Source organism: Streptomyces mesophilus, from assembly GCF_011044995.1.
Taxonomy (GTDB): domain Bacteria; phylum Actinomycetota; class Actinomycetes; order Streptomycetales; family Streptomycetaceae; genus Streptomyces; species Streptomyces mesophilus.
This window is the reverse complement of sequence record NZ_JAAKZW010000008.1, coordinates 25,158-49,437: the sequence shown is the minus strand read 5'-3', so window position 1 is coordinate 49,437 and position 24,280 is coordinate 25,158. Positions and strand designations below refer to the sequence as shown.

Sequence of the window (24,280 nt, the reverse complement as noted above, 5' to 3'; positions counted from 1 at the left end):
TGTCCGTCATTCGGTGGACACGGGCCGGTACGGACGGTGGTGCCGGAGCGTTCGGCCCGCGGCGACGCTGAGTGACATGACGACAACCACCACCGAACTCGCGGTCCGGACCGCCGGGTTGCGCAAGCGCTACGGAGACGTCGATGCGGTCGCCGGTATCGATCTGTCGATACGGACCGGGGAGGTCTTCGGCCTGCTCGGCCCCAACGGCGCCGGCAAGTCCACCACCGTGGAGATCCTCCAGGGCCACCGCACCCGCGACGCCGGCGAGGTCGAGGTGCTCGGCAGCGATCCGTCGAGGAGCTCGCGCGCCTGGCGGGCCAAGGTCGGCATCGTCTGGCAGGACGAGTCGGCGCCCGCCGAGTTGACGGTACGGGAGACAGTGGAGCATTTCGCCCGCTACTACCCGAGGCCCCGGAACCCCGATGAGGTCATCGCCCTGGTCGGCCTGGAAGAGAAGGCCGGCAGCCGGATCAAGGCGCTCTCCGGCGGTCAGCGGCGCCGGCTCGATGTCGCGCTCGGCGTGATCGGCGGCCCCGAGCTGCTGCTCCTCGACGAGCCGACGACCGGGTTCGATCCGGCGGCCCGCAGGCAGTTCTGGGGACTGATCCGGCAGCTCGCGGCCGAGGGCACCACGATCCTGCTCACCACCCACTACCTGGAAGAGGCCGAGGCGCTCGCCGACCGGCTCGCGATCATCACGGGCGGACGGATCGCCGCGGAAGGCACACCGGTGGCTCTGCGGCAGGCGCACAGCGGCGAGGCCACCGTCGAGTGGACCGAGGCGGACGGTTCACCGCGCAGCGAGCGGACCGGGACGCCCACCCGCACCGTCGCGGAACTCACCGGGCGCTTCGACGGCGAGATCCCCGGGCTGCGGATCAGCCGCCCCACCCTCGAGGACGTCTACCTCCGGCTGACCGGACAGGAGAGCGCGCGATGACGACCACGGCCGCACCCACCCGTAAGGCCACCGGCGAGCGACTGCCCGGGGTCTGGAACCTCGGACTGCACCAAGGTGCCCTGGAATTACGGCAGTTCTTCCGCCAGCGCGAGCAGGTGGTGTTCACCTTCGCGTTCCCGATCGTGTTCCTCTTCCTGTTCGCGTCGATCTTCAGCGACGACGTCCAGGGCGCCGGCATCACCGCCTCGCAGCTCTACGTACCGGCGATGATCGCCGCGGGCATCATGTCGACCAGCTTCCAGTCCCTCGGCATCTCGATCGCGATCGAACGCGACGAGAAGGTGCTGCGCCGGCTGAGCGGCACCCCCATGCCGCCGAGCGTGTACTTCCTCGGCAAGATCTGGCTGGTGCTCGTCACGGGAGTCCTGGAGACGATCGCGCTGCTGATCGTCGGGACGGTCTTCTACGACGTGGACCTGCCCGGTGACACGACGGCCTGGCTCACCTTCGGCTGGGTGTTCCTGCTCGGGCTCACCGGCTGCGCCCTGCTCGGCATCGCGATCAGCAGCGTGCCGAAGTCCGGCCGCAGCGCCACCTCCGTGGTCGTGCTGCCCTTCCTGGTCCTGCAGTTCATCTCCGGTGTCTACATCGCGATCGACACGCTGCCGGACTGGATGCTGAACCTCGGCGCACTGTTCCCGCTCAAGTGGATGTGCCAGGGTCTGCGCGGGGTGTTCCTGCCGGAGTCCGCCAAGGTCCTTGAGATGACGGACAGTTGGGAGTACGGGCGCATCGCCCTGGTGCTCGGCGCCTGGTGCATCGGAGGATTGCTGCTGTGCCTGGGAACCTTCCGGTGGAAGAGCCGGCGCGACGGCTGAACGGACCGGCCGGACCGCGCGAGATCGACGTGGACGTCCACAGCCGGGTCTGGCTCGGCTGGGACGCCTACTTCGCGGTGGTGTGGGTGGGGACCGTCCTGTTCGTGGTCGGTGGCACGTTCCCCGCCCCGCTCGCCGTACAGCTCACCGCGTGCGGCCTGTTCGTCCTGCTCGTGCCCTGGTATCTGTGGCGCGGCCGGCCCGCAATGCACACGGACGGCGAGGACGAACGCGCCGCGATGCGCTACGTGGTCGTGGCCACCGCGCTCTTCACCGCGACGACCTGGATGCTGCCGGAGAGCCGTCTGGCGACCTTCGCTCTCGTACCGCAGTGCTTCATGGTGCTGCGGTACCGGCAGGCGATGATCACCGTCGCGCTGATCAACATCCTTCCCATCGTGGGCTGGGCAGCGATCTGGCGGCCGGAAGCCGGGCTGGTGTACTTCAACGGGGTGTCGGGGATCGTGACCCTGGTCTTCTCGCTCGTCTTCGGCAGCTGGATCATCAAGGTGATCGAGCAGAGCAAGGAACGGGGCGTGCTGATCGCCGAGTTGGACGCGAGCCGCGAGGAGATCGCCAAGCTCTCGGCGGAACGGGGCGCGCTCGCCGAACGCGAGCGGATGTCCCGCGAGATCCACGACACCCTCGCCCAGGGCTTCACCAGCCTCCTGATGCTGGTCCAGGCCGTGGACTCCGAGCTGGAGCACGATCTGCCGGGCGCGCGGCGGCACTTGGCCCTGATGGAACAGACCGCACGGCAGAACCTCGCCGAGGCCCGCGCCCTGGTGGCGGGCCGCGCGCCCGCCGACCTCGACGACGGTTCCCTGGCGGACGCCCTGCGCCGGCTCGCGGACCGCCACCACGCGACCCTGACCGTCACGGGCACCGCGCGCGACCTGTCCCCCGGGCTCGAGGTCGTGGCCCTGCGCTCCTGTCAGGAGGCGCTCGCGAATGTACGGAAACACGCAGGTCCGGACGCCGACGCGACCGTATGCCTGAGCTATGGCGAGGAGTGGTTGGTGCTGTCGATACGGGACACGGGGTGCGGCTTCACCGCCCTCGACGAGGGCTACGGGCTGCGCGGCCTGCGTGCCAGGGCCCGGGAGGTGCAGGGCACCGCCGAGGTCAGTGGCCGGCCCGGCGAGGGCACCACCGTGACCGTACGACTGCCACTGCCCCGGCCCGCGAGGAGCACCGGATGATCCGTATCCTGCTGGCCGACGACCATCCGGTGGTACGCGAGGGCCTGCGCGCCATGCTCAGCGCCGAACCCGATCTGGACGTCGTGGCCGAGGCCTCCAGCGGCCCGCAGGCGGAGGCGCTCACCGCCCGGCTCTCCCCCGACATCGTCCTGATGGATCTGCGCATGCCGGGCGGTGGGGGCGTCGAGTCCATCGAGCGGATGGCGGCCGCCGGACTGACCTGCCGGATCATCGTCCTCACCACGTACGAGACGGACCGCGACATCCTCCGGGCGGTCGAGGCGGGCGCGGCCGGCTATCTCCTCAAGGACCTGGCGCGTGGTGAACTCGCCGACGCGGTACGGGCCGCGGCGCGCGGCGAGACGGTGCTCGCGCCCTCGGTCGCGGCCCGCCTGGTCGACCAGCTGCGCACCCGGCCCGAGCGGCCGCGGCTGTCCGAGCGGGAGACCGCGGTGCTGCGACTGGTCGCCGAAGGGTGCACCAATGCGGAGATCGGGCGTCGGCTGCACATCGGCGAGTCCACGGTGAAGACCCATCTGCTGCGCACCTTCGGCAAGTTGGGCGTCGACGACCGGACTTCGGCGGTGACGAGCGCCATGCGCCTCGGGCTGCTGGAGGCGTGAGGGCTCGGCCTGACGGAGGCATGAGGAAGGCCCCGGAGGCGCACCTCCGGGGCCTTCACCGCACGACTGCGATCAGCCGAGCTTGGCCTTCAGCGTCTCCAGGACCGCGTCGAGCGCGACCGGGCCCTGCTCGCCCGACTCCATGTCCTTGAGCTGGACGACACCGTCGGCGAGATCCCGCTCACCGGCGACGAGCGTGAAGCGCGCACCAGAACGGTTGGCGTTCTTCATCGCGCCCTTGAGACCCTTGCCGCCGTACGAGAAGTCCGTGGCGATCCCGGCCTTGCGCAGCTCCGTGACCTTGCCGAACAGCACCCGCCGTGCCTCCTCGCCGAGCGGCACCGCGAACACGCTGGTGGTGGCGGGCAGTTCGAGATCGACGCCCTCCGCCTCCAGGGCGAGCACCGTACGGTCCACGCCGAGCGCCCAGCCGACGGACGGCAGCGAGGGGCCGCCGATCATCTCGGACAGACCGTCGTAGCGACCGCCGCCGCCCACCGCGGACTGCGAGCCGAGACCGTCGTGCACGAACTCGAAGGTGGTGCGGGTGTAGTAGTCGAGGCCGCGCACCAGCTTCGCGTCGTCCTCGTACACCACTCCGGCGGCGTCCAGGAGCTCCCGTACTTCCTTGTGGTAAGCGGTGCACGCGTCACAGAGGTAGTCCGGCATCGACGGCGCGCCCGTGAGCTGCTTCTGCACATCGGCGCGCTTGTCGTCGAGCACCCGCAGCGGGTTGATCTCCGCGCGGCGCAGCGTCTCCTCGTCGAGGTCGAGTCCGCGCAGGAACTCCTGGAGCGCGGCCCGGTAGACCGGGCGGCACTCCTTGTCGCCGAGCGAGTTGAGCAGGATGCGGAAGTTCCGCAGCCCGAGCGAGCGGTACGCCTGGTCGGCCAGGATGATCAACTCGGCGTCCAGCGCCGGGTCCTCGGCACCGATGGCCTCGGCACCGACCTGCGAGAAGTGGCGGTAACGGCCCTTCTGCGGGCGCTCGTAGCGGTAGTACGAGCCCGAGTACCAGAGCTTGACCGGCAGGTTGCCGGCCTTGTGCAGGTTCGCCTCCAGGGCGGCGCGCAGCACGGACGCGGTGCCCTCGGGACGGAGCGCGAGCTTGTCGCCGCCCTTGGTCTCGAAGGCGTACATCTCCTTGGTCACGATGTCGGTGGACTCGCCGACACCGCGCGCGAACAGTTCGACGGCTTCAAAACCGGGGGTCTCGACATAGCCGTATCCGGAGTTCTTCAGCGGCGCCGAGATGGCCTCGCGCACCGCCAGATAGGTCGCCGAGTTCGGCGGAAGCAGGTCGTACGTGCCCTTGGGGGCCTGAAAAGTGCTCACGGGAAAACTCTCGTCACATTCCTCGTCGGGGAGCATTCGTGCTCCCGAAGCCGGCGGCCACCTGTCGCAGATACGGGTTGGTGGCGCGCTCCTGGCCGATGGTCGTCTGGGAGCCGTGGCCGGACAGGACCACGGTGGAGTCGTCCAGGGGCAGGCAGACCCGCTCCAGGGAGGCGAGCATGTCGTCCATGTCGCCGCCCGGCAGATCCGTGCGCCCGATGGAGCCGGCGAACAGCAGGTCGCCCGAGAAGAACACCGACGGAATGTCGGAGGCCTCGGGCATCCTGAAGGTCACCGACCCCTTCGTATGCCCGGGGGCATGCGCGACGGAGAACTCCAGGCCCGCGAGGTCCAGGGTGGCGCCGTCGGCCAGCTCCTTGACGTCGTCGGGCTCCCCCACGGTCAGCTCGCCCATCAGCGGCATCCCGATCGAGCGGCCGAGCGCCTTCTCGGGATCGCTCATCATGTAGCGGTCCTCGGGGTGGATCCAGGCCGGTACGTCATGGGCTCCGCACACCGGGACGACCGAGGCGACATGGTCGATGTGGCCATGGGTGAGAACGACGGCGACGGGCTTGAGCCGATGCTTCTTCAGCGCTTCCTCGACCCCTTCGGTGGCCTGGTGGCCCGGGTCGATGATCACGCACTCCTCGCCTGCGGCGGGGGCGACCAAGTAGCAGTTGGTCCCCCAGGCCCCTGCGGGGAACCCGGCAATCAGCACGATCGTCCTTACCTTCGGTCCGACGGAAGAAGCGGAAAGCTGCGGAAAGAAACCAGAATTCCGAAGAATCCGGATGATTCCAGCAGCCGCAGGTCAACGCCGTACAACGGCTGCGGATCAAAGCGTACCGGCGCGGCTCGGCTCACAGCGAACCCGTATACGGTACGGGCAGGCTTCGGACTGGCAGATCAACACGTACGAGGAGAGACCCGGTGGTCAGCAACGAACAGCGGCGGAAGCAGCTCGCGCGGGAGAAGTTCCTGCGTCAGCAGCAGCGGCGCGAGTCGGCACGGCGCAAGGCAAAGCAGCGCAACGCGATCATCGCGACCACCCTCGTGGTGGTGCTCGCGGCGGGCGGCGGCGCCTGGGCGGCCGGAGCGTTCAAGGGCGACGACAAGAAGGACGTCACGTCCGGCTCCACCCCCTCCCCCACGCCCACGCCCACGGAGTCGCCGGCCCCGAAGATGGCCATCGACAAGAAGGCGAAGTACACCTTCGACATCAAGACCAACGAGGGTGACATCTCCATCGCGATGGACGCGGCGAAGACGCCCCAGACCGTCAACTCGTTCAAGCACCTCGCCGACAAGGGGTACTTCGACGGCACGAAGTGCCACCGCCTCACCACCCAGGGCATCTACGTCCTGCAGTGCGGCGACCCCCAGGGCACCGGCGCGGGCGGCCCCGGCTACTCGATCCCCGACGAGAACCTCGACGGTCTCGGCAAGCCGGGCGCCGACGGTTCGGTGACGTACCCGGCCGGCACGGTCGCGATGGCCAACGCGGGCCCGAACACCGGCGGCAGCCAGTTCTTCCTGGTCTACAAGGACTCCAAGCTGCCGCCCGCGTACACCCCGTTCGGCGAGATGGACAAGGGCGGTCTCGAGATCGTCGAGACGGTCGGCAAGGCCGGTGTCGCCGAGGGCGGCCAGAGCCCGGGCGACGGTGCCCCGAAGAAGGCCGTCACGCTGGAAAAGGCGACGGTAAAGAAGAGCTGATCGCCGGGGATTCTGTAGCGCTGGATGCGGACAGCCGCCCTGCTCGTCGCCTATGTTGGCGTTGTGCAGGGCGCTGTGTGCGGCTGCCCTGAGGAAACTGTGGACGATGCCCCGGGCCGAGTGCCCGCGAGCGCATCATGTGGAGGAGGCGCTGTGAGCAGCGACCCGTGGGGACGCGTCGACGAGGCGGGGACCGTGTACGTGCGTACGGCCGACGGCGGTGAACGAGTCGTCGGATCGTGGCAGGCAGGCTCTCCGGACGAGGCGCTGGCCTACTTCAAGCGCAAGTACGACGGTCTCGTCGTCGAGATCGGCCTCCTCGAGCGCCGGGTGCAGACGACGGATCTGTCGGCCAAGGACGCCATGACCGCCATCGAGCACCTGCGCGAGCAGGTCACCGATGCGCATGCGGTCGGCGACCTCGAGGCCCTGGGCAAGCGTCTGGACAAGCTGGTCGCGTCGGTCGAGTCGCGCCGTGAGGAGCGCAAGGCACAGAAGGCCAAGCAGACCGACGAGGCGCGGCACTCCAAGGAGGCGCTGGTCGTCGAGGCCGAGGAGCTGGCCCAGAGCGACCAGTGGCGCCATGCCGGTGAGCGCCTGCGGGCCCTGGTGGACACCTGGAAGGGTCTGCCGCGTCTGGACCGCAAGTCCGATGACGAGCTGTGGCACCGCTTCTCGCACGCGCGCTCCGCCTTCTCCAAGCGCCGCAAGGCCCACTTCGCCGCCCTCGACGCGCAGCGCGAGGACGCCCGTAAGGCCAAGGAGAAGCTGGTCGCCGAGGCCGAGTCGCTGTCCAACTCGCAGGACTGGGGCCCGACCGCGGCCCGCTACCGCGACCTGATGACCGAGTGGAAGGCCGCGGGCCGCGCGCAGCGCGAGCACGAGGACGAGCTGTGGAACCGCTTCCGCGGCGCCCAGGACGTGTTCTTCTCGGCCCGCAGCTCGGTCTTCGCCGAGCGGGACGCGGAGCAGGGCGAGAACCTCAAGCTCAAGGAGGAGCTGGCCGACGAGGCCGAGAAGCTCCTGCCCATCGGTGAGCTGAAGTCGGCCCGTGCCGCGTTCCGCGCCATCAACGAGCGCTGGGAGGCCATCGGCCACGTCCCGCGGGACGCGCGCCCGAAGGTCGAGGGCCGGATGCACGCGGTCGAGCGCGCGCTGCAGGAGGCCGAGGAGACCGAGTGGCGCCGGAGCAACCCGGAGGCGCGTGCACGTGCCGCGGGTCTGACCGGTCAGCTGCAGGCCGCGGTGGACAAGCTCCGCGACCAGGTCGAGGCGGCCCGTGCGTCGGGCAACAACGCCAAGGCGGACAAGCTCCAGCGCGAGCTGGACGGCCGTCAGGCGCTGCTCGACCAGGCACTCAAGGGTCTTGAGGAGTTCGGCGGCTAGTCGCCCTCAATCCTCTTCATACGAAAGGGGCTTGCGTACCGAGGTACGCAAGCCCCTTTCGTATGGCTGGAGTTGGCCGGTGCTACGGCCGTCGCGCCGACGTCACGCGGTACACGTCGTACACGCCCTCCACGCCCCGTACCGCCTTCAGGACGTGCCCCAGGTGCTTGGGGTCGCCCATCTCGAAGGTGAAGCGGGAGGTGGCCACCCGGTCGCGGGAGGTCTGCACCGCCGCGGACAGGATGTTGACGTGCTGGTCGGACAGGACGCGTGTGACGTCCGAGAGCAGCCGCGAGCGGTCGAGGGCCTCGACCTGGATGGCGACCAGGAAGACCGAGGACTGGGTGGGCGCCCACTCGACCTCGAGGATCCGCTCGGGCTGCTGCGAGAGCGAGTCCACATTGACGCAGTCCTTGCGGTGTACGGAGACACCGGCGCCGCGCGTCACAAAGCCCATGATGGGGTCGCCGGGCACGGGGGTGCAGCAGCGCGCCAGCTTCACCCAGACGTCGTCGACGCCCTTCACGACCACGCCGGGGTCGGCGCTGGAGCGGCGCTTGGAGCGGCCGCGGGTCGGCGGGGCGGTCTCGGCGATGTCCTCGTTGGCCTGGTCCTCGCCGCCGAGGGCCTGGACCAGCTTCTGCACGACGTTCTGCGCGGCCACATGGCCCTCGCCGATCGCCGCGTACAGAGAGGAGATGTCCGGATAGCGCATCTCGTGCGCGAGCGTCACGAGTGAATCGCCGGTCAGGATCCGCTGGATGGGCAGGTTCTGCTTGCGCATCGCGCGGACGATGGCTTCCTTGCCCTGCTCGATCGCCTCGTCGCGGCGCTCCTTGGAGAACCACGCGCGGATCTTGTTGCGCGCCCGTGGCGACTTGACGAAGCCGAGCCAGTCGCGGGACGGGCCCGCACCGGCCGCCTTGGAGGTGAAGACCTCCACCAAGTCGCCGTTGTCCAGGGTGGATTCGAGCGGTACGAGCCGCCCGTTGACCCGTGCTCCTATGGTCCGGTGGCCGACCTCGGTGTGCACGGCGTACGAGAAGTCGACCGGGGTCGCTCCCGCCGGAAGCGCTATGACATCGCCCTTCGGCGTGAAGACGAAGACCTCGTTGCGCGACAGGTCGAAGCGCAGCGACTCGAGGAACTCGGACGGGTCCTCGGTCTCCTTCTGCCAGTCGAGCAACTGGCGCAGCCACGCCATGTCGTTGAGGTGGTCGTCCTTGCCGGTCTTCTTGGGTACGTCGCTGCGCACCTTCGAGGTGCCGGCGACGGCCTCCTGCTTGTACTTCCAGTGCGCAGCGATGCCGTACTCGGCGCGGCGGTGCATGTCGAAGGTACGGATCTGCAGCTCAACAGGCTTGCCGCTGGGGCCGATCACGGTCGTGTGCAGCGACTGGTACATGTTGAACTTGGGCATCGCGATGTAGTCCTTGAACCGGCCGGGGACCGGATTCCATCGCGCGTGCACCGTGCCGAGCGCCGCGTAGCAGTCCCTGACCGTGTCGACGAGGACGCGGATGCCCACCAGGTCGTAGATCTCGGCGAAGTCGCGGCCTCGCACGATCATCTTCTGGTAGACGCTGTAGTAGTGCTTCGGCCGGCCGGTGACCGTGGCCTTGATGCGGGCCGCGCGCAGATCGGCCTGGACCTCGTCGGTCACTATGGCCAGATACTCGTCGCGCTTGGGGGCCCGCTCGGCGACGAGCCGCACGATCTCGTCGTACATCTTGGGGTAGAGGATCGCGAACGCGAGGTCCTCCAGCTCCCACTTGATGGTGTTCATGCCCAGGCGATGCGCCAGCGGAGCGTAGATCTCCAGCGTCTCGCGGGCCTTCTTCTCCTGCTTCTCGCGCTTGAGGTAGCGCATCGTGCGCATGTTGTGCAGGCGGTCGGCGAGCTTGATGACCAGGACCCGGGGGTCCTTGGCCATCGCGACGACCATCTTGCGCACGGTCTCGGCCTGCGCGGCCTCGCCGAACTTGACCTTGTCCAGCTTGGTCACGCCGTCGACGAGCAGCGCGACCTGGTCGCCGAAGTCACGGCGCAGGGTGTCCAGGCCGTACTCGGTGTCCTCGACTGTGTCGTGCAGCAGCCCGGCCATCAGCGTGGCCGGATCCATGCCGAGCTCGGCGAGGATGGTCGTCACGGCGAGCGGGTGCGTGATGTACGGGTCGCCGCTCTTGCGCTTCTGCCCCCGGTGCCAGCGCTCGGCGACCTGGTAGGCGCGCTCGATCTGGCGCAGCGTCGAGGTCTCGATCTTGGGATCGTTGCTGCGCACTATCCGCAGCAGGGGCTCGAGGACCGGGTTGTACGGGTTGGAGCGCTGCACGCCGAGGCGGGCGAGACGGGCCCGTACGCGATTGGACGAGGAATTCGACCGGGAGCCGCCGGACGCCGCGGTCGAGCCCGCACGGGCAGGCGCGGTCCCGGCCGGGCGCATCGGAGGGGCCGCGGGCCGTTCGGTGGGCGTCGCCGGTTTCGGGGAGTGCTTTTCGGCCGCCGGGTCACTCTTGGCGGGCAGGGCAGCGGCCGCCGCGGCCTTGGGGTCCGCAGGCTGGTCGGCCTGGGACTTCGCGGCGGTGAGTGGCTGTCGGGCCTCGTCTGGCAAGAGCGCTCCTCAGGCAGGATCCGGCCCCCCGATCAGGTCCGGACTGCCATGGTATCGACCCTGGGCCATCCGCTCGTGCCCGACGGTTCACGCTGTGGTCCGTCGCACGTCCGTCGCCCTGCGCGAAAACGCAGCGGGGACTGGGCGAGAACGCCGCGAGGGCGGGTTCCGGAAGTCTCCGAGAACGCCGCGAGGACGGGTCCCGGAAGTCTCCGAGACGGCCGCGAGGGCGGGCCCCGGAAGTCTCCGGAAACCCGCCCTCGCAGGGCTTGCAGCTGGGTCGGACTGGTTCAGACGACGAGCACCGCGTCCAGCGGCGCGCCCTTCAGGGCCGGCTCGAGGCGGGCCCTGCCGCCCAGGAAACCGAGCTCCATCAGCACGGCCACACCCGCGACCTCGGCGCCCGCCCGCCGCACCAGGTGCAGCGAGGCCTCGGCCGTGCCGCCGGTGGCGAGGACGTCGTCGATGACCATGACGCGGTCGCCCGCGGCCAGATCCTCGGCGTGCACCTCGATCTCGGCGCTGCCGTACTCCAGGTCGTACGCCTGCTTGAGCGTCGCTCCGGGGAGCTTGCCCGCCTTGCGTACGGGGATGAAGCCGAGCCCCGCGCGGATGGCGACCGGAGCCGCGAGGATGAAGCCTCGCGCCTCCAGGCCGACGATCTTCGTCGCGCCGTGCCGTACGCACAGCTCGGCGAGCTCGTCCGTGAGGGCCGTGAACGCGGCCGGGTCAGCCAGCAGAGGCGTGATGTCCTTGAACACCACGCCGGGCTGCGGATAGTCCGGTACGTCGCGGATACGGCTGAGCAGCAGCTCCGCCGCCCCGGTCATCGGCGCTTCCCCGAGGGACGGCCCTTGCCGCGCGCACGCGACGAGGGCTGGGTGCGGGCAGCGGGCTCGACGCCGCGCTGGCCGACCACGGCCGGGGTCGCGTCCGCGGGCACCGCGTCGTCGAAGGTGCCGGCGGCGTCCGGTCCCTCGGACGATTCGCCCTTGGCAGCGGCGGCCGCGCGCTTGGCGAGCACCCGCTTCTTCAACTGCTTCATCGCCGGCTCGCGCTCCTTGAGGTCGGCGACGAGCGGGGTGGCGATGAAGATCGAGGAGTACGCACCGGCGGCGAGACCCACGAACAGGGAGAGCGAGATGTCGTTCAGCATGCCGGCACCCAGGACACCGCCACCGATGAACAGCAGGCCCGCGACCGGGAGCAGCGCCACCACGGTGGTGTTGATGGAGCGGACCAGCGTGGAGTTGATCGACTTGTTGGCGATCTCGCTGTACGTGTAGCGGGTCTGCTTCGTGATGTCCTTCGACCCCTCCTTGAGGGAGTCGAAGACCACGACCGTGTCGTAGAGCGAGTAACCGAGGATCGTGAGCAGACCGATCACCGTGCCCGGGGTGACCTCGAAGCCCACGAGGGCGTAGATCCCGACGGTGATCGTGATGTCGTGGATCAGGGCCACCAGGGCCGCGACCGCCATCCGCCACTCGAACGCGATCGCCAGATAGATCACACACAGGATCATGAAGACGATGCAGCCCGTCCATGCCTTCTGTGCGATCTGCTCGCCCCAACTGGGGCCGACCAGCTCCGAGTTGATCGACTTGGCAGGAACGCCGAGCTCGTCGGCGAGCGCCTGCTTGATCTCGCTGGACTTGGCGACGTCCACACCGGCGATCTGGACGCGTGTGCCGCCCTTGCCCAGCTTCTGGGTGATCGCCTGGTGACCCGAGGCCTTCTCGGCCACTTCCGTGATCTTCTCGACCGAGACGGATGTCGTGGGCGTATTGAAGACCGCGCCACCCTTGAACTCGATGCCCATGTTGAGGCCCTGCACCGCGAGGGCCACGATGGCCGTGATGGTGATCAGGACCGAGACGCCGTACCAGATGAACCGCTTGCCGATGAAGTCATAGCCGACTTCGCCGCGGTACAGCCTGGCGCCGAGGTTGCCGAGCTTCGACATCTCACGCCTCCTTCGGGTCGACGGTACCGGCGGCAGGGCCAGAGGTACGACGGGAACGGCGCAGCGGGGGCTTGGCGCCCAGACGCTTGGGGTCGAGACCCGACCACGGGTGGCCGCTGCGGAAGAACTTCTTGCGCGCCAGGAGCGTCATCAGCGGCTTGGTGAACAGGAACACCACGACGACGTCGAGCAGCGTGGTCAGACCCAGCGTGAACGCGAAGCCCTGCACCTTGCCGACGGTCACGATGAACAGCACCGCGGCGGCCAGGAACGACACGAAGTCGGACACCAGGATCGTGCGCCGCGCACGCGGCCAGGCACGCTCGACGGCCGGCTGGATCGTCCGGCCCTCGCGCACCTCGTCCCGGATGCGTTCGAAGAACACGATGAACGAGTCCGCGGTGATACCGATCGCCACGATGGCGCCACAGACGGCCGGCAGGTTCAGCGCGAAGCCGATGGCCGGGCCGAGCAGGGACATCAGGGTGTACGTGAGGATCGCGGAGGCCGCGAGCGACAGCAGCGCGATCAGAGACAGGCCGCGGTAGTAGACCACCAGGTAGATGACGACCAGGGCGAGACCGATGGCGCCGGCGATCAGACCGGCCTCCAGCTGCTCGCCGCCGAGCGCGGCGGTGACGGTGTCGACGCTCTGCTCTTCGAAAGTCAGCGGCAGCGAGCCGTACTTCAGCATGTTCGCCAGCTCTTCGGCGGACTCCTGCGTGAAGGAACCGGTGATCTCGGCGTTCGAGCTGAGCGTCTGGTTGACGGTCGGCGCGGAGACGACGTTGTTGTCGAGCACGATGGCGAACTGGTTCAGCGGGGGCTGCTGCTTGGACAGCTCACCGGTGATCTTCGCGAACTTCTTCGAGCCACCGCTCGAGAAGTCCATCGTGACCTTCCAGATGCCCTGCTGCTGGTCGATCACGGCCTTGGAGTCGTCGACGTCCTTACCGGCCACGGCGGCCGGGCCGAGCACGTACTTCTCCCACTGGCCCGCGTTGTTGGTGCCACAGGCAATGATCGTGTCCTCGGGCTTGGTGCCCTGGGCCGCCTCGGTGCGCTGCTTCTTGTCCGTGCAGTTCAGCGCGGCGAACTTGGCAGCGAGGTCCTTGGTCGCGGGGTCCACGGACTCACTGGCGCTGGGGCTCGGGGACGCCTTGGGGTCACCGGAGTCGCTCGCCGAGGGAGACGGGGTGGTGTCCTTCAGGGCGTCCGTGACGGCGCGGCCCTGCGGCGTGGAGCTGGAGCCGGCGGAAGGCGAGGCCTTCTCGTCCTTGTCCTTGTCGTCCTTCTTGCCGCTCTCCGAGGCGGAGGGCGTCGCCGACGGTGACGCGGCCGGGTCGGCCTTCGGGTCGCCGGCCGCGAGCTGAAGCACCGGGCGGAAGAAGAGCTGAGCGGTCGTACCGACCTGCTCGCGCGCCTGCTCCTCGTCAGTCCCCTTGGGGATGTTGACGATGATGTTCTTCTCGCCCTGGGTCTGAACCTCGGCCTCGGAAACGCCCAGACCGTTGACACGGCGCTCAATGATGCTGACCGCGGTGTTCATGTTGGTCGGGTTGATCGCGTTTTTCGCGCCCGGCTCATTCTTGGCCTCGAGCGTGATGCTCGTGCCGCCCGCGAGGTCGATGCCCAGTCGCGGGGTGGTGTGCCCGGACAGGAACATGCCCCCGGTGAGCGCCACCATGATGATCACGATCAGGGCCAGAGCGCGTCCCGGCTTGGGCTGGCCGCTCTGCCTCCTGGCCTTCTTCGGTGCTGCCACCTTCTCGTTTCTCCCTGTCCAACCGCCCGGGCAGCCGGCTCGTAGCCGGTCAGCGGGCCCTGGGCGGCCATGAAGTGGTGTGCGGGAGGCGACGCGAAGCCGCACGTTCCGAGGACCGCGCCGCGCCTGGGGCGCACCGCGGTCCTCGGCCGTGACTACTTCGTGTCGCCCTCGCCCTCGGTCTTCTTCGGCTCGGCGTCGCCGCCGGCGTCCTTCTTGCCGAGGTCGATGGGCGAATCGGCCGACACATCAGCGTCGGCGGGCTCGTCGGCCTGGGTCAGGGAGGAGGCATCGTCCGGAACGTCGGGGGTGTCGACGTCCTCGGGGGTGATGCCGTGGACGATGCGGTTGTACTCGTCGTCGTCGAGGACGGCGCCGACCGAGTTCTTCGCGTAGATCGCGTGGACGCCAGGGGCCACCTCGAGCGTGACGGCCTCGTCGCTGACTTCCTTGACGACCGCGTACATGCCCCCGATCGTGCGGACACCCGTGCCGGGCTGCATCTGGTTGCGCATCTCGGCCGCCTGCTGCTGCTTCTTCTTGGCAGAACGGGTCATCAGGAACATGACCCCGATGATCAAGATGAACGGAAGGAGGCTCAAGATATTCACGGGACGGGTTTCCTTCGCACGACCGCGCAGATGAGCGGCCTACTGGATGGGGGTGGGCACACCGCCGATAAGGGCGGCATCGGCGGAGTCTAAGCGAGTCCGCACGGATGGAACAACGCTCAGCATGGCACCGGGGTTCCATGCGGAGCGAGCACCCTGGCCGTCACGCCCCGAACAGGTCGCCTTGTCCGGATCCGCCGGTTCCATGACTCTGCGGCGCCGTGAGACCCAGATGCGCCCACGCAGCGGGAGTGGCCACGCGGCCGCGCGGAGTACGGGCCAGCAGTCCTTCCCGTACGAGGAAGGGCTCGGCGACCTCTTCGACGGTCTCGCGCTCCTCCCCTACGGCGACCGAGAGGGTCGACAAGCCGACAGGTCCGCCGCCGAACAGCTTGAGCAGCGCCTCCAGGACGGCGCGGTCGAGCCGGTCGAGCCCGCGCGCGTCCACCTCGTAGACACGCAGCGCGGCCCCGGCGATCTCCTGGTTGATCCGGCCGTCGGCCTTGACCTGCGCATAGTCCCGTACGCGGCGAAGGAGACGGTTGGCGATACGCGGCGTGCCACGGGAGCGGCCCGCGATCTCGGCGGCGCCGGCGGTGTCGATGGTGACGTCGAGCAGATCGGCGGAGCGGTGGATGACGCGCTCCAGCTCGGCCGGCTCGTAGAACTCCATATGGGCGGTGAAGCCGAAGCGGTCGCGCAGCGGCGGCGGCAGCAGACCGGCGCGGGTGGTGGCACCGACCAGCGTGAACGGCGGGAGCTCCAGCGGGATGGCGGTGGCGCCGGGCCCCTTGCCGACGATGACGTCGACGCGGAAGTCCTCCATCGCCATGTACAGCATCTCCTCGGCGGGCCGCGACATCCGGTGGATCTCGTCGAGGAAGAGGACCTCGCCCTCCTGGAGGGAGGAGAGGATCGCGGCCAGGTCTCCGGCGTGCTGGATGGCGGGGCCGCTGGTGATGCGGATCGGGGCTTCCATCTCGGCCGCGATGATCATCGAGAGCGTGGTCTTGCCGAGGCCGGGAGCGCCCGACAGGAGCACGTGGTCGGCGGTGGCACCGCGCTGGCGGGCCGCCCTGAGCACGAGGTCGAGCTGCTCGCGCACCCGCTCCTGGCCGACGAACTCGGCCAGGGACTTGGGGCGCAGGGCCGCCTCGACGGCCTGGTCCTCGCCGTCCGCGGCGGACCCGACGAGCCGGCCGGTGGTGTCGTCGGCCGGCGGTGCGGTGTCGTCCCAGTTCACGGTGGAGTGCCTCGCCAGTTCGTTCGTGATGACAGATGTACGGGGATCAGCGCGTGCGGTTCAGGGTCTGCAGCGCGGCCTTGAGGAGCGGGCCGACCTGCGGGGTGCCGTCCATGGCCTCGGCCTGCGGGGTCACCGCGGTGACGGCCTCGTCCGCCTCACGCGTCGCGTACCCGAGCCCGATCAGCGCGGCGTGCAGCTGGTCGCGCCAGGAGGCGGTGGCCTGCGCACCGACCGTGGACGCCGTGCCCAGAGGCGCGCCGAGCCGGTCCTTGTACTCCAGGAGCAGCTTCTGTGCTCCCTTCTTGCCGATGCCCGGCACCGCGGTCAGCGCCTTCTCGTCGGAGGTGGCGACGGCCCGGCGCAGCGCGTCCGGCGAGTGCACCGCGAGCATCGCCTGGGCCAGGCGGGGCCCGACTCCGCTCGCGGTCTGCAGGAGCTCGAAGGTCTGGCGCTCGTCGTCGTCCGCGAAGCCGTACAGAGTGAGCGAGTCCTCCCGTACGACCAAAGAGGTCGCCAGCTTGGTCTGCTGGCCCAGGCGCAGGCCGGACAGGGTGTTCGGCGTGCACTGGACGGCCATGCCGATCCCGCCGACCTCGACGACGGCCGCGTCAGGGGCGAGGGCGGCGACGGGTCCGCTCACGAAGGCGATCATTTGGTTCGGCCTTTCGATGCGTGCAGTGCTGCGGCTTGCTGGAGACGGTTCGGCGGGCGGCTTTCGGCCGCGGCCTGCTGGAGGCGGGTCTGCGCGGCGACCGCTTCCTGGAGGCGGTTCTTGGCCGGTCCGCGCCAGATATGGCAGATGGCGAGGGCCAGCGCGTCGGCGGCGTCGGCGGGCTTGGGCGGTGCGTCGAGCCGCAGCAGGCGCGTGACCATGGCGCCGACCTGGGCCTTGTCGGCCCGTCCGCTGCCCGTGACGGCGGCCTTGACCTCGCTCGGTGTGTGCAGGGCCACCGGGATGCCGCGGCGCGCGGCGCAGAGCATCGCGACGGCGCTGGCCTGGGCGGTGCCCATCACCGTCCGTACGTTGTGCTGGCTGAACACCCGCTCCACGGCGACGAATTCGGGCTGGTGCTCGTCCAGCCACTGCTCGATGCCCTGCTCGATGGCAACGAGGCGCGAGCCCAACTCGGCGTCCGCGGGCGTCCGTACGACACCGACACCGTGCATGGTGAGCGGCCGGCCCGCCACGCCTTCGACGACGCCGACGCCGCACCGGGTCAGACCGGGGTCGACTCCCAGAACCCGCACAACGCCCCTCCCTTCGCTCGTCTGTTTGTGCAGGCTATCGGGTGCCACCGACAACAGCGGCGAGCGACAAAGCGGCGGGCCGACGGGAAGTTTCCCGTCGGCCCGCCGCTTCGGTACGGATCAGGCGTCGACCTTCTCCATGATCTCGTCGGAGACATCGAAGTTGGCGAAGACGTTCTGCACGTCGTCGCTGTCCTCGAGCGCGTCGATCAGCTTGAAGATCTTGCGTGCGCCCTCTTCGTCCAGCTCGACCTGCATGGTCGGGACGAAGTTGGCGTCGGCCGAGTCGTAGTCGATCCCGGCCTCCTGGAGCGCGGTGCGCACCGCGACCAGGTCGGTGGCCTCGGAGAGCACCTCGAAGGACTCACCCAGGTCGTTGACCTCTTCGGCGCCCGCGTCGAGCACCGCGCCGAGGACGTCGTCCTCGGACAGCTCGCCCTTGGGGACGATCACGACGCCCTTGCGGTTGAAGAGGTACGAGACGGAGCCCGGGTCGGCCATGTTGCCGCCGTTGCGCGTCATGGCGACGCGGACGTCGGACGCGGCACGGTTGCGGTTGTCGGTCAGGCACTCGATGAGCACCGCGACACCGTTGGGGCCGTAGCCCTCGTACATGATCGTCTCGTAGTCGGCGCCGCCGGCCTCGAGGCCCGCGCCGCGCTTGACCGCGGAGTCGATGTTCTTGTTCGGGACCGAGCTCTTCTTCGCCTTGGTGATGGCGTCTTCGAGCGTCGGGTTGCCGCCGATGTCGGCACCGCCCGTACGCGCAGCGACCTCGATGTTCTTGATCAGCTTCGCGAAGAGCTTGCCGCGCTTGGCATCGATCACGGCCTTCTTGTGCTTAGTCGTGGCCCATTTAGAGTGGCCGGACATCTGCCTGTCTCCTTCGCGTAACCAATCTCTGTACGAACGACAGAGATCCTACCGGGATCCGGCAGCCGCCTTCTCCCGGACCATCTCGACGAACAGCCCGTGCACGCGGTGGTCGCCCGTGAGCTCCGGATGGAACGACGTGGCGAGCGACCAGCCCTGACGTACGGCGACGATGTGGCCGCCGTGCTCGGCGAGCACCTCGACCTCGGCGCCGACGGACTCGACCCACGGGGCGCGGATGAAGACGCCTTCGACGGGGCCCAGACCCTGGACGTCCACCGAGGCCTCGAACGACTCGTTCTGGCGTCCGAACGCGTTGCGGCGCACGATCATGTCGATGCCGCCGATCGTCTCCTGGCCCGAGCGCGGGTCGAGGATCTTGTCGGCGAGCAGGATCAGGCCGGCGCAGGTGCCGTAGACGGGCATCCCGCCGCGTACGCGCTCACGCAGAGGCTCCAACAGGCCGAAGAGCACGGCCAGTTTGGAGATCGTGGTCGATTCGCCGCCCGGGATGACCAGGGCGTCGACCTCGGCGAGCTCCTCGGGGCGCCGCACCGGCCTGGCCACGGCATCCGCCGCGGCCAGGGCGATGAGGTGCTCCCGTACGTCGCCCTGAAGAGCAAGGACGCCGATGACAGGAGTGGTTGCCATGGGGACTACCAGCCCCGGTTCGCGTAGCGCTCGGTCTCGGGCAGGGTGTCGCAGTTGATGCCGACCATGGCCTCGCCCAGGTTGCGGGAGGCGTCGGCGATGATCTTCGGGTCGTCGTAGAAGGTGGTGGCCTTCACGATGGCGGCGGCGCGCTTGGCCGGGTCGCCCGACTTGAAGATGCCGGAGCCGACGAAGACGCCCTCGGCGCCGAGCTGACGCATCAGAGCGGCGTCGGCCGGGGTGGCCACGCCACCCGCGGAGAACAGCACGACGGGGAGCTTGCCGAGCTCGGCGACTTCCTTGACCAGCTCGTACGGGGCGCGCAGCTCCTTGGCGGCGGCGTACAGCTCGTTGTTGTCGTAGCCGCGAAGGCGCGCGATCTCGTTCTTGATCTGGCGCATGTGGCGCACGGCCTCGACGACGTTGCCGGTGCCGGCCTCGCCCTTGGAGCGGATCATGGCCGCGCCCTCGGCGATACGGCGCAGGGCCTCGCCCAGGTTGGTGGCGCCGCAGACGAACGGGGTCGTGAACGCGAACTTGTCGCTGTGGTTGACCTCGTCGGCCGGGGTGAGGACCTCGGACTCGTCGATGTAGTCGACGCCGAGCGACTGCAGGATCTGCGCCTCGACGAAGTGGCCGATGCGGGACTTGGCCATGACCGGGATGGAGACCGCCTCGATGATCTCTTCGATCATGTTCGGGTCGGACATACGGGCCACGCCGCCGTCCTTGCGGATGTCGGCCGGCACGCGCTCCAGGGCCATGACGGCCACGGCACCCGCGTCCTCGGCGATCTTCGCCTGCTCGGCGTTGACCACGTCCATGATGACGCCGCCCTTGAGCTGCTCGGCCATGCCGCGCTTGACGCGGGCGGTGCCGGTGGCGGGGGTTTCGGGGGTGTTGGTAGCCACGGATGACCTCACTGGAGTGAAGGAAGACGGTGTGACTACGAGCCAACTCCCTGGAGCAGGCCACAGCAAGGGCCAATGGGTAGCCGGTGGCTCATTTTTCTGTACGAGGGGGATGTACTGCCTGGTCAGGGACCTACGCCCGCAGTGGTGCGGCGACTAGGACCCGGGCCGGTCCGCCAGCGCGACGGGCGGTTCGTCGTCCATCTCGAAGGCCAGCGGGAAGGGCGCGTGGCCCGCGAGACGGAACAGCCGCACCTTGCGGTGGCGCCGCAGCGCCCGCGCCGCGCGTACGGCGTCGTTGTGGAAGCGCCGCGCCATCGGCACCCTGCGCACCGCCTGCGCCAGCTCCTCCGCCGCCTCGACGCCGCCGGGCGCCTCGCGTACCGCCTCGACCTGGTCGACGTCCCCGAAGACGGCGCGCAGTGCCTGGCTCAGATCGCTCTCGGCGACTTCGCGCTGCTCCTCCTCGGCCTGGCGCGCGGCGTGCGCGGCCTCGTACAGGACGATCGAGGCCGCCGGATCGAGCACGTTGGACGTGGCCAGCTCCTGTGCGACCGAGGCCCGGCGCAGGAGCTGGGCGTCAAGTGCCGCCCGTGCCGCGTCGATCCGGGCGTGCAGCCGGTCGAGGCGCCCGGCGGTCCAGCTCAGATACAAGCCGATGGCGAACAGGGCTACGGCGATCCAGATCAGCGTTACGGTCACGGGCGGAAAGGCTACCGGGACCAAGGCGTCGCTCCTTCACGCCGGACGGCCCGGACGACTTCAGGGGGGTTCCATGGACAGGCGGCAGGTGCTGGCCGCGGGCGCGGTGGGCTTGGCGACGGCGGCGTTGGGGGGCGGGACGGCGGCCGCCAATGTGCACGGGGAGATGGCCGATGCGCTCGGTGCGATGTCCGATGGGCTGGGTGCGATGACCGATGCGCTGGGCGCCGCGCCCACCGTCCTCGACCGTGGCATCGGCTGGACCCGCACCAGGTTCCTGATCGAGGGCGACGGCTCGCCCTACGCCGTGGACGTGGTCGCCGACACAGGCCAGCGGCCGCGTTCGCTCGCCTATCTGCTGCCCGGCGGCGGCCTGAACTTCACGGCGAACTTCTTCACCCCGCGCGAGCGCAACCTCGCCCACCATCTGCGCCGCCTCGGACACCTGGTCATCGGCATCACTCCGCGCGAGGACCTCGCCACTGCCGCCGGCATCGGCGCCGGCCGGGGCCTGGCCGCGCACCGCGTGGACGCCCGCCGCGTGATCGACGCCGTGGACGCGGCGCTCCGGCTTCCGTACCAGCTCATCGGCCACTCGGCGGGCGCGGCGCTCGCGCTCGACCTGGCAGGCCGCGGGGGCGACAGGCGTCTTGAACGGGTCGTCGTCCTGGACACCACCGGCCCCTACGAAGGGGACCTGGCGGTGCGGGCCGGGCAGGCGCGCGACACGTTCCAGTCCCTGATCGACCAGGGCTCGTACGTCAACGACCCAGGGCTCAAGGGTCTGCTCGCCCGCGCGCTGTCCGACCCGGACGGGGCGAGCCCGGTGCCGCGCCCCGTCGATCCCACGACCCGCTTCACCCACGCCGGTCTCGCCCACTACGCCCTGATCCGCACCAACACCCTTCCGGGACCGGCAAATTGGATCTACCGGCAGGGCCATGCCGCAGGCACGTACACCTTCGGGGCCTCCCCCGCCGAGGACCACTTCACGCTCGCGCACAGCCCGCTGCCGGTATGGGGCGAGGCCACGGCGGCCCTGGGCAGCGGCCTCGTCCCGCACGCCCTGCTGCGCGACCTGTGCGCGATCTGGGCCGGCGACGACGCCACGTACCGCATCGCCTGGGACCGGATCCGCGCCGAGGTCGTCTGGATCAACATGGAACTCGGCCGCGGCGACCACCCGTTGGGCGCGGACCTGATCCGCCGCAACGGCAACCGTCACGTCACGTTCCAGGTCGTCCCGGGGTACGCGCACGGCGACCCGGTCTGGGGCGAACAGGCGGACGTGGAGGTGTGGCCGCTGCTCACGCCGAAGTGAGCCGGCTCGGCAGTCGCTCCCACTCGGCGGCGAGCCTGCCGCGGCGCCGCTAGGGCCTGTCTTGTCGATCAGGCCCTAGCCGTCCCCTGAGACGTCCTGCATCCAGCGCCCGTCCTCGAATTCGGGCGGGATCTTGCCTGCCAGGGGTCGATGCCGGCGTGCTCCAACTCGTCGAACCAGCGGTCGCGCTGGGAGGCCGGCAGCCGGGCGCCACACCACGGGCAGTAGGCGATCGTGCTCAGTCCCGCGCCCGCGCGAACCGTGCCCGCAGACCCGTGGACCGTTCGTCCGCCGCGACCGAGGTCGTGCCGTCCGTGACCGTCTCGTAGACCGCGAGGATGTCCGCGCCGACCGTCGACCAGTCGAAGCGGCGGACGTGGGCGCTGCCCCGTTCGCTGAGGCCGGCGCGGCGGTCGGCGTCGCCGAGGAGCTTCACGGCGGCGGTCGCCAGCGCGTCCGCGTCCTCGTTGGCGAACAGGTCGCCGGCCCCGCCCTGGTCCAGGACCTGCGCGAACGCGTCCAGGTCGGAGGCGAGCACCGGTGCCCCCGCGGACAGGGCCTCGACGAGGATGATGCCGAAGCTCTCGCCGCCGGTGTTGGGGGCGACGTACACGTCGACACTGCGCAGCAGCCGCGCCTTGTCCTCGTCGCTGACCATGCCGAGGAACTCGACGCGCGAGCGCATCTCGGCCGGCAGCGAGGCCACGGCCTCCTCCTCGTCGCCACGCCCCGCGACGAGGAGCCGGGTCTCGGGCAGCTCCGCCAGGATCTTGGGCAGCGCCTTCATCAGGACGGGAAGTCCCTTGCGGGGCTCGTCGATCCGGCCGATGAAGCCGATCGTGCCGCCCTGCCACTCCGCCTTGGGCTCGGCCCGCGCGAAGAAGTCCACGTCGACGCCGTTGGGGATGACCACCGCGTCGCCGCCGAGGTGCTCGACCAGCGTGCGGCGCGCGTACTCGCTGACCGCGATCCGCGCGCTGATCTTCTCGAGCGCGTGCTGCAGGATCGGATACGCGGCGACCATGGCCCGCGACCGGGCGGTGGACGTGTGGAAGGTCGCGACGATCGGCCCCTGCGCCGCCCAGCAGGTGAGCAGCCCGAGCGAGGGCGAGGCCGGCTCGTGGATGTGGATCACGTCGAAGGTGCCGTCGTGCAGCCACCTGCGCACCCGCGCCGCAGAGAGGAACCCGAAGCTGAGCCGCGCGACCGAGCCGTTGTACGGCACGGGAACAGCACGGCCCGCCGAGACCACGTACGGCGGCAGCGGGGTGTCCTCATCGGCCGGGGCGAGCACCGACACCTCGTGACCGAGCCGGATCAGGTGCTCGGCGAGGTCGCGGATATGGAACTGGACGCCGCCCGGCACGTCCCACGAGTACGGGCAGACGATGCCGATCTTCACTGAGTGCCCTTCTCGGGGCGTGGAGCCTTCTCGGGGTCGAGGTCCGAGAGCCACAGCCGCTGCAGCATGTGCCAGTCCTCCGGGTGGTCGGCGATACCCGTGGCGAAGGCGTCCGCCAGGGCCTGCGTCATCGAGGACGTCTTCTCGGCCCGGGTGCCTGTCTCGGGGACTTCGACGGGTGCGTGGATACGGCCCTTCAACACGGTCGTGTCGTCGTACCAGAGCGTGGCCGGCAGCAGCAGCGCACCCGTCTGCTGGGCGAGCATCGCCGGGCCCGCGGGCATCCGTGCGGTCTCGCCGAAGAACTTCACCTCGACACCGGACGCGGAAAGATCGCGGTCCGCGACCAGGCACACCGTGCCTCCCGCGCGCAGCCGCCGGGCGAGCGTCCCGAAGGCGGATCCGCCCGTGTGCGGCAGGACCTCCATGCCGAGACTGCTGCGGTACGCCACGAACCGGTCGTACAGGGACTCCGGCTTGAGCCGCTCCTGCACGGTCGTGAACGGCGTCTCCAACGCGGTGGTGAGCCAGGCGCCGGCGAGGTCCCAGTTGGCCAGGTGCGGCAGCGCGAAGACCACGCCCCTGTCGGAGGCCAGGGCGTCGGTCAGACGGTGGACGTCCTCGAGCTCCACACCCCCGCGGATACGGTCTGCCGACCAGGTCGGCAGCCGGAAGGACTCCATCCAGTACCGCATGTACGAGCGCATGCCCGCCTTGGACAGCTGGGCGAGCCGCTCCGGGCTCGCGTCCGGGACCACCCGCGCGTAGTTGGCCTCGAGCCGCTGCACGCCCTTGCCGCGCTTCTTCCACGCGATGTCGGCCATGGTCCGACCCAGGCGGACGGCGACGGGCTCGGGCAGCTTCTTGACCGTCCCCCAGCCGAGCCCGTACAGCGCGTCCGTCAGCTTCTCCGTCGTCTTGCCCAT

General features: G+C 69.7%; 24 protein-coding genes. 7 read left to right on the top strand and 17 right to left on the bottom strand.

The features are described from left to right. Nucleotides 1-76: 76 nt before the first annotated feature. Genes G6045_RS04885 through G6045_RS04870 form a run of 4 tightly spaced genes read left to right on the top strand, consistent with a single transcriptional unit; the run spans nt 77 to nt 3,607 of the window. Nucleotides 77-943, top strand: coding sequence for an ABC transporter ATP-binding protein (locus G6045_RS04885; protein WP_165330540.1), 867 nt, complete (start codon nt 77-79; stop codon nt 941-943). Next, nucleotides 940-1,782, top strand: a complete 843-nt coding sequence (locus G6045_RS04880) for an ABC transporter permease (RefSeq protein WP_165330539.1) — start codon at nt 940-942, stop codon at nt 1,780-1,782. Before G6045_RS04885 ends, G6045_RS04880 begins: the two co-directional genes overlap by 4 nt. Further along, nucleotides 1,740-2,984: a sensor histidine kinase gene (locus G6045_RS04875; protein ID WP_165330538.1), complete on the top strand. Its 1,245-nt coding sequence runs from the start codon at nt 1,740-1,742 to the stop codon at nt 2,982-2,984. The genes G6045_RS04880 and G6045_RS04875 overlap by 43 nt, the downstream gene beginning before the upstream one ends. Next, the gene (locus G6045_RS04870; protein ID WP_165330537.1) at nt 2,981-3,607 is read left to right on the top strand and encodes a response regulator; all 627 of its coding nucleotides are present in this window, start codon (nt 2,981-2,983) and stop codon (nt 3,605-3,607) included. Before G6045_RS04875 ends, G6045_RS04870 begins: the two co-directional genes overlap by 4 nt. Before the next feature lie 72 nt (nt 3,608-3,679). Here G6045_RS04870 and hisS read toward each other — a convergent pair whose 3' ends face one another. Then, complete coding sequence (gene hisS, locus G6045_RS04865; protein WP_165330536.1) at nt 3,680-4,942, bottom strand: histidine--tRNA ligase; 1,263 nt, start codon at nt 4,940-4,942, stop codon at nt 3,680-3,682. A 13-nt stretch (nt 4,943-4,955) separates the two neighbouring features. Continuing rightward, nucleotides 4,956-5,663, bottom strand: coding sequence for an MBL fold metallo-hydrolase (locus G6045_RS04860; RefSeq protein ID WP_165330535.1), 708 nt, complete (start codon nt 5,661-5,663; stop codon nt 4,956-4,958). Nucleotides 5,664-5,875: 212 nt separating this feature from the next. Here G6045_RS04860 and G6045_RS04855 point away from each other — a divergent pair, with 212 nt between their 5' ends. Together G6045_RS04855 and G6045_RS04850 are read left to right on the top strand one after the other, a co-directional pair. Further along, nucleotides 5,876-6,661: a peptidylprolyl isomerase gene (locus G6045_RS04855; protein ID WP_165330534.1), complete on the top strand. Its 786-nt coding sequence runs from the start codon at nt 5,876-5,878 to the stop codon at nt 6,659-6,661. 153 nt (nt 6,662-6,814) lie between these two features. Then, nucleotides 6,815-8,047, top strand: a complete 1,233-nt coding sequence (locus G6045_RS04850) for a DUF349 domain-containing protein (RefSeq protein ID WP_165330533.1) — start codon at nt 6,815-6,817, stop codon at nt 8,045-8,047. A gap of 82 nt (nt 8,048-8,129) precedes the next feature. On the opposite strand, the gene G6045_RS04845 is transcribed toward G6045_RS04850, so the two are convergent. The 12 genes from G6045_RS04845 to G6045_RS04790 all read right to left on the bottom strand — a co-directional run bounded on the left by G6045_RS04845 (nt 8,130) and on the right by G6045_RS04790 (nt 20,631). After that, complete coding sequence (locus G6045_RS04845; RefSeq protein WP_165330532.1) at nt 8,130-10,658, bottom strand: RelA/SpoT family protein; 2,529 nt, start codon at nt 10,656-10,658, stop codon at nt 8,130-8,132. Nucleotides 10,659-10,948: 290 nt separating this feature from the next. Continuing rightward, nucleotides 10,949-11,488 carry an adenine phosphoribosyltransferase gene (locus tag G6045_RS04840; RefSeq protein WP_165330531.1) on the bottom strand — a complete coding sequence of 180 codons (540 nt, stop codon included), beginning with the start codon at nt 11,486-11,488 and terminating at the stop codon, nt 10,949-10,951. Then, entirely contained in the window at nt 11,485-12,624 is a 1,140-nt protein-coding gene (secF, locus tag G6045_RS04835; RefSeq protein WP_165330530.1) for a protein translocase subunit SecF, read from the bottom strand. The genes G6045_RS04840 and secF overlap by 4 nt, the downstream gene beginning before the upstream one ends. A gap of 1 nt (nt 12,625) precedes the next feature. Next, the gene (gene secD, locus G6045_RS04830; RefSeq protein WP_165330529.1) at nt 12,626-14,389 is read right to left on the bottom strand and encodes a protein translocase subunit SecD; all 1,764 of its coding nucleotides are present in this window, start codon (nt 14,387-14,389) and stop codon (nt 12,626-12,628) included. Nucleotides 14,390-14,544: 155 nt separating this feature from the next. Beyond that, on the bottom strand, nt 14,545-15,000 hold the full coding sequence (gene yajC, locus G6045_RS04825) for a preprotein translocase subunit YajC (protein ID WP_165330528.1): 456 nt from the start codon (nt 14,998-15,000) through the stop codon (nt 14,545-14,547). 163 nt (nt 15,001-15,163) lie between these two features. Then, nucleotides 15,164-16,243, bottom strand: coding sequence for a Holliday junction branch migration DNA helicase RuvB (ruvB, locus tag G6045_RS04820; protein ID WP_165330527.1), 1,080 nt, complete (start codon nt 16,241-16,243; stop codon nt 15,164-15,166). A 46-nt stretch (nt 16,244-16,289) separates the two neighbouring features. Next, complete coding sequence (ruvA, locus tag G6045_RS04815; RefSeq protein WP_165330526.1) at nt 16,290-16,898, bottom strand: Holliday junction branch migration protein RuvA; 609 nt, start codon at nt 16,896-16,898, stop codon at nt 16,290-16,292. Next, nucleotides 16,895-17,494 carry a crossover junction endodeoxyribonuclease RuvC gene (gene ruvC, locus G6045_RS04810; RefSeq protein WP_165330525.1) on the bottom strand — a complete coding sequence of 200 codons (600 nt, stop codon included), beginning with the start codon at nt 17,492-17,494 and terminating at the stop codon, nt 16,895-16,897. Before ruvC ends, ruvA begins: the two co-directional genes overlap by 4 nt. Before the next feature lie 120 nt (nt 17,495-17,614). Further along, a complete protein-coding gene (locus tag G6045_RS04805; protein ID WP_165330524.1) occupies nt 17,615-18,367 on the bottom strand; it encodes a YebC/PmpR family DNA-binding transcriptional regulator in 753 nt (250 codons plus the stop codon). A gap of 48 nt (nt 18,368-18,415) precedes the next feature. Continuing rightward, the gene (gene pdxT / locus G6045_RS04800; protein WP_165330523.1) at nt 18,416-19,018 is read right to left on the bottom strand and encodes a pyridoxal 5'-phosphate synthase glutaminase subunit PdxT; all 603 of its coding nucleotides are present in this window, start codon (nt 19,016-19,018) and stop codon (nt 18,416-18,418) included. 5 nt (nt 19,019-19,023) lie between these two features. Beyond that, complete coding sequence (gene pdxS / locus G6045_RS04795) at nt 19,024-19,929, bottom strand: pyridoxal 5'-phosphate synthase lyase subunit PdxS (RefSeq protein ID WP_165330522.1); 906 nt, start codon at nt 19,927-19,929, stop codon at nt 19,024-19,026. Nucleotides 19,930-20,085: 156 nt separating this feature from the next. Then, nucleotides 20,086-20,631 carry a LemA family protein gene (locus tag G6045_RS04790; protein ID WP_165330521.1) on the bottom strand — a complete coding sequence of 182 codons (546 nt, stop codon included), beginning with the start codon at nt 20,629-20,631 and terminating at the stop codon, nt 20,086-20,088. 73 nt (nt 20,632-20,704) lie between these two features. Here G6045_RS04790 and G6045_RS04785 point away from each other — a divergent pair, with 73 nt between their 5' ends. Beyond that, on the top strand, nt 20,705-21,952 hold the full coding sequence (locus G6045_RS04785; RefSeq protein ID WP_165330520.1) for a hypothetical protein: 1,248 nt from the start codon (nt 20,705-20,707) through the stop codon (nt 21,950-21,952). A gap of 68 nt (nt 21,953-22,020) precedes the next feature. Here the strand turns inward: G6045_RS04785 and G6045_RS42330 are convergent, their stop codons facing one another. Genes G6045_RS42330 through G6045_RS04775 form a run of 3 tightly spaced genes read right to left on the bottom strand, consistent with a single transcriptional unit; the run spans nt 22,021 to nt 24,280 of the window. After that, the gene (locus tag G6045_RS42330) at nt 22,021-22,155 is read right to left on the bottom strand and encodes a hypothetical protein (RefSeq protein WP_408056298.1); all 135 of its coding nucleotides are present in this window, start codon (nt 22,153-22,155) and stop codon (nt 22,021-22,023) included. Nucleotides 22,156-22,190: 35 nt separating this feature from the next. Continuing rightward, on the bottom strand, nt 22,191-23,354 hold the full coding sequence (locus tag G6045_RS04780; RefSeq protein ID WP_165330519.1) for a glycosyltransferase family 4 protein: 1,164 nt from the start codon (nt 23,352-23,354) through the stop codon (nt 22,191-22,193). Further along, nucleotides 23,351-24,280, bottom strand: a complete 930-nt coding sequence (locus G6045_RS04775) for a phosphatidylinositol mannoside acyltransferase (protein WP_165330573.1) — start codon at nt 24,278-24,280, stop codon at nt 23,351-23,353. The genes G6045_RS04780 and G6045_RS04775 overlap by 4 nt, the downstream gene beginning before the upstream one ends.